General features: G+C 61.6%; 4 protein-coding genes. 2 read left to right on the forward strand and 2 right to left on the reverse strand.

Features of this window, described 5'->3' with window-relative positions; all coding sequences use genetic code 11:
• Both QOC89_RS02365 and QOC89_RS02370 read right to left on the reverse strand, forming a co-directional pair.
• Positions 1 to 803: EAL domain-containing protein (locus tag QOC89_RS02365; RefSeq protein WP_323043548.1), on the reverse strand; the 803-nt coding region annotated here is incomplete at its 3' end.
• 279 nt (positions 804 to 1,082) lie between these two features.
• Positions 1,083 to 2,111, reverse strand: coding sequence for a bile acid:sodium symporter family protein (locus tag QOC89_RS02370; RefSeq protein ID WP_323043549.1), 1,029 nt, complete (start codon positions 2,109 to 2,111; stop codon positions 1,083 to 1,085).
• Between the two features lie 556 nt (positions 2,112 to 2,667).
• Here QOC89_RS02370 and QOC89_RS02375 point away from each other — a divergent pair.
• Positions 2,668 to 3,243: a hypothetical protein gene (locus tag QOC89_RS02375; RefSeq protein ID WP_323043550.1), complete on the forward strand. Its 576-nt coding sequence runs from the start codon at positions 2,668 to 2,670 to the stop codon at positions 3,241 to 3,243.
• Positions 3,244 to 3,776: 533 nt separating this feature from the next.
• On the forward strand, positions 3,777 to 4,865 hold the full coding sequence (locus QOC89_RS02380; RefSeq protein ID WP_323043551.1) for a porin: 1,089 nt from the start codon (positions 3,777 to 3,779) through the stop codon (positions 4,863 to 4,865).
• Positions 4,866 to 5,059: the final 194 nt, after the last annotated feature.

Genomic DNA, 5,059 nt, shown 5'->3' on the forward strand with positions numbered 1-5,059 from the left:
GGGAACACGGCGATGTGGCCGGCGCGCAGCGCGTCGCGGGCGTCGTCGGTGACGTTGCCGGCGGGCTGCGCATGCGGCCGGCCGAAGAAATAGCCCTGCCCGCTGCCGATTCCCATGTCGCGCACCACGATCAGATCCGCTTCGTCCTCGATGCCTTCGGCCACCAGCCTGGCGCCGCTCGCATTCGCGAAGTGCTGCATCGCGCGCACGGCCTCGAATTTGAGCGAATCGCTGGAAATGCCGTGGATAAAGAAGCGGTCGATCTTCACGACGTCCGGTTGCAGCCGCACCCAAAGACTCATGCTGGCATTCGCGGTGCCGTAATCGTCGAGCGCAAACTGCGCGCCGGCCGTGCGCAACGCCGAAATGACGGGCAGGAAGCTGCCGATGTCCAGAATCGTGCTTTGCTCGGTCAACTCGATCACGATCCGCTGCGGATCGACGCCGCGATGGCGCAGAAGCGCGACGATGTCATCGCGTGCGTCGGCCAACTGACGGATCCCGCCTGCGCTGAAATTCAGAAACAGCTTGCCGTCGACATCGAGCTTCGCGAACGCCTCGATGCAGGCGCGCGCGGCGGCCTGTTCGAGTTGCAGCGCGCAGCCCTCGGCGAGCGCCTGCGAAAACAGCGCGAAGGGCGCCTCGAGCGGCGTGCCGGCCGGCCCGCGGATCAGACCTTCGTAACCGAGGATCGTGCCGTCGTCGAAATTGATGATTGGCTGGAATACGGCGGACAGTTCACGCCGGGCGATCAATTCCTCGATGCGCGGCGTAGCGGATCGGGAGGGCGAACGAAATTGCATGGCAGTCAGGCGTGGCGATCGACCGTTGTCTTATCGGCTCATTCGCTCTGGGAGTTAAGTGAATTTTTAGTGAACGCTGATACCTGAATGGTGCGTCGGGAGCCCGCGGCTCGTTGCGGGCTGGTTTCGCCACGGCCAGGACATTGCCTATGCCATCCGGCTGAGGCGACAGCGACGGCGTTTGAGCGTGAAATAACAAAAAAGCCGCACGAGGCGGCTTTCTTCAAATGACGCTCAGGGAGGGCGCTTATGAATGTCCTGTTTGCATTGCGCGCGTATTCAACGGCGCGCGACGGCCGCGGCGGGCCGCTCGCGCAACGCGGCGCGGGTTTCGCCGCTCATGTCGCGAGCACCCCAGCGCTGCGCGAGCGCGGCGCACACCATCAACTGGATCTGGTGGAACAGCATCAGCGGCAGGACCACGGCGCCCACCGCTTGCGAGGCGAAAATCACCTTGGCCATCGGTACGCCGGCGGCGAGACTCTTCTTCGAGCCGCAGAAGATGATGGTGATCTGGTCGGCGCGGTTAAAGCCGAGCCGCTTGCTGACGAAAATCGTTACGGTCAGCGCGAGCGCCAGCAGCACCACGTTGATCAACAGCAGGCCGCCGAGCGCGGACAACGAGATCTGATGCCACAGGCCCTCGGTGACGGCCTCGCTGAAGGCGCCGTACACCACCAGCAGGATCGAACCCTGGTCGACGAACTTCAGCACGCCACGATTGCGTTCGATCCACTTGCCGATCAGCGGGCGCAACAACTGCCCAGCCACGAACGGCACCAGCAATTGCAGCACGATGTTGCCCACCGTATGCCACGGCGAGGCGCCGTTACTCGCAGCCTGATTGGTGACCACGAAGCTGACGAGGGCGGGAGTGATGAAGATGCCCAGCAGGCTCGAGGCCGACGCGCTGCATACGGCGGCCGGTACGTTGCCTTTACCAATGGACGTGAACGCGATCGACGATTGAACCGTCGACGGCAGCGTGCAGAGGAAGAGGACCCCCGCATAGAGCGTCGGCGTGACAAGTGGCGAAAGGAGCGGCTTAAGCGCGAGGCCGAGCAGCGGAAACAGCGCGAACGTGCTGAGCAGCACTACCAGATGCAGGCGCCAATGCGTCGCCCCCGCTACGATCGCCTCGCGTGAGAGCTTGGCGCCGTGCAGGAAGAACAGCAGACCGACGGCGATATTCGTCACCCAGTTGAACCCAACGGCGGCCTGCCCGTGCACCGGCAGGAAGCTGGCAAGGATCACGGTACTTACGAGGCACAAGGTGAAATTGTCGGGAAGCAGTTTCGGGCGAGCCATGGCGGAATCTCGATTCGGGGATGCGGAAGCAAAGGCGAGCGCAATGCGCCGCCTCGAACTATGGGAAACGCCTATTGTTATTTAAAATCGATTGAATAGGCAAATTCATTTGCCGAATCGATTAATGATCATCGTGCATCAAGCTGTTGCATCGATCGGCGTCGGACGATGTCCGGGGCCGATTCCAGTATTGGCGAGCGCATCTGTTTGGTCCACCGTGTTTGACAATCCCGCGAAGAAAAACGGCGGCGATTCGTCATACGCAATTACGCTCGGCGCGCCTCATGGAGCCGCTCCCGCCAGCTGTTTCAAGGCTTTCGTGCAAGGGCTCTGTCGCCGACAAACGTCGCAGTAACAAGGTGTTACAACAGCGCTCGAGGCCTAACACTTTTTGCCTCGACACCCTTTGCCAGCGCCCATAAATTACTGGTCAAAGGCCATCGGGAAGCCCGCGCCGCGATATATTTGCAGCAGCGCTCGTGCCAGTCCCAGAAACAAGTCCATCGCAGCTCGAACGGTGGGCTTCAGGCAAGTCTTCGGGCATGTGAGTCACTTGGTGGACGGGTTGTCGAGAACGAAGCACTGGGCGTTGGGCGCGGTTATCGTCGCGCTGTGCTCGTTCGCCTATGCGAAAGGGCCGGGCATCCTGCACGGCGGCGGTGGTTACGCGCATGCGCCCGCGGGCCACGCGATTGGGTATCCGCATGCCGCTAGGGGCAACGCCATGCGCGGCGATGCACGTAACGTCGGTTATGCCTATGGCCCCGGCAATGTAAGGCCGGCTCGCAACAACGTGGCCGATGCTCACGCGCGCTTGCCACAGGGTGGCGCGAACTTCGCAGCCGGCAGCTACGCCACTGGCTCTGGCGATTACAACCCGGGCATGCGCCGCGTCGCTGGATCGTTCGGATATCCTAACGACGGCCGTGGCGGCGTGCAGTACGCCGGTGCTCTCACGCCCGTCAGTGCCGAATCGCGCGCGGTTCCGCGGCCACCGGCCAATGCGCCGGTTCGCGCCGGCTCGATTCGTGCCGATGTTGCCCGCTACAACGAAGAGCGCGGTGCCTCACGTGCAATGCAGCGCCCCCCGGACGATCCGCGTCAGCAGGAAGGTTCGCCGTACCGTAACTAGCGGCATTCCTTTCTCGCCTCACCGAACGCCCTCGTCTCACCAAACTCCCCTCCCACGCTTCGCTCAATCCGCTTCCCGGCTTTGAAAGCCGGTTTGCCGCTGCACTCCGCGTCGCAGCCGTCCAAAAAGCCCCTGTCAATCTGACGTTTCGACACCACACTTTTTTGAAAACATTCGGCACTAAAACGTCCCCCGTCGTCAAATTTGGTCGTTTCTCTCGCAGCGCGTCATCCGTATGTCATCTGAACCGTTATCACCCGGTCGGGTGCAATGTCAGTAACGCTTTGCGCCGGACCGCGTGGTTCGCGGCATCGCGGTGACGACGTGCAAGGCCATCGCGTTATCAGGCCGATAAGCGACAAAACTAATCAGATCGCTATACCCGCAATAAGCCACGATATTTTTGTTCATAAAAATGGTCCGCAAAGATGGTCCCGCCCAGATTGGCTCGATGATCGAACGGACAACAACAATGGTTCGCGCGAGCTCCCCCATTCGCACAGCCACACCTTTTGACAAAGACAGGAGAACCCATGAAAACAAGCATCAGCGGTGCGCTGAAGACCACCCTCAAGGCAACCGCGTGTGCCGCTCTGCTGGCCAGTGCATCGTCTGCTTTTGCGCAATCGAGCGTGCAACTCTACGGTCAGGTCGACGAATGGGTCGGCGCGCAAAAATTCCCGGGTGGCAAGTCGGCCGCCGAGGTGTCCGGCGGTGGCATGTCGACGTCGTACTGGGGTTTCAAGGGGGCCGAGGATCTGGGCAACGGCTACAAGGCGATCTTCACGGTGGAAGGCTTCTTCCTCGCGCAGAACGGGCAATTTGGCCGCTTCACGGGCGATACGATGTTCTCGCGTAACGCGTACGTCGGTATCGAATCGCCGTACGGCACGGTGACGGCAGGCCGTCTGACCACGCCGCTGTTCGTGTCGACGATTCTATTCAACCCGTTCGTCGACTCGTACCAGTTCTCGCCGATGGTATGGCATACGTATCTCGGCCTCGGCACGTTCCCGACGTATTCGACCGATCAGGGCGTCACGGGGGACTCTGGCTGGAGCAACGCGGTGTCGTACTCGTCGCCGAACTTCAACGGACTGTCGGCCACGGCGATGTACGCACTCGGCAACACGGCGGGTGAGAACGGCGCGAAGAAGTGGAGCGGCCAGGTGCTGTATTTCCACGGTCCGTTCGCGGCGACCGCGGTGTATCAGTACGTGAACTTCAACAATGTGCCGGGCGACCTCGGCAGCTTCGATACGTCGGGCGTTCCGGGCCTGAAGAGCCAGAGCGTGGCGCAAGCCGGCGTCACGTATGACCTGAAGTTCGTGAAGTTCTATGGGCAGTACATGTACACGTATAACCAGCAGACCATTTCGAGCTGGCACGTGAATACCGGCCAAGGCGGCGTCACGGTACCGGTAGGCCCGGGTACGGTGATGGCGTCGTACGCCTATTCGCGCGACGGTGGCGGCCTCGACCAGACCCGTCAGACGGCGTCGCTCGGCTATGACTATCCGCTCTCCAAGCGCACGGATATCTACGCGGCGTATATGTACGACAAGATCAGCAGCCAGTCGAGCGGCAACACGTACGGCGTCGGTATGCGCGCGAAGTTCTAGGCGTTTGGGGGGCGAGGTAAGCGGCGCACGCTTTTGGGGGCGGCCTGAAGCCAATCCGATGAATTCAGGCAACCTCCCAAGCCCGCGCTGTAGAACTGAGGCAATTCTTCAAAGCCCTCCCTGCTGAAACGGGCACCCCCAAGCCCGCCCCGCCGAATCAGGACAATTCCCCAAAGCCCGCCTTCTCCGGAAAG

Origin of the sequence: Paraburkholderia sp., from assembly GCF_034668105.1 — a bacterium.
Taxonomy (GTDB): Bacteria; Pseudomonadota; Gammaproteobacteria; order Burkholderiales; family Burkholderiaceae; genus Paraburkholderia.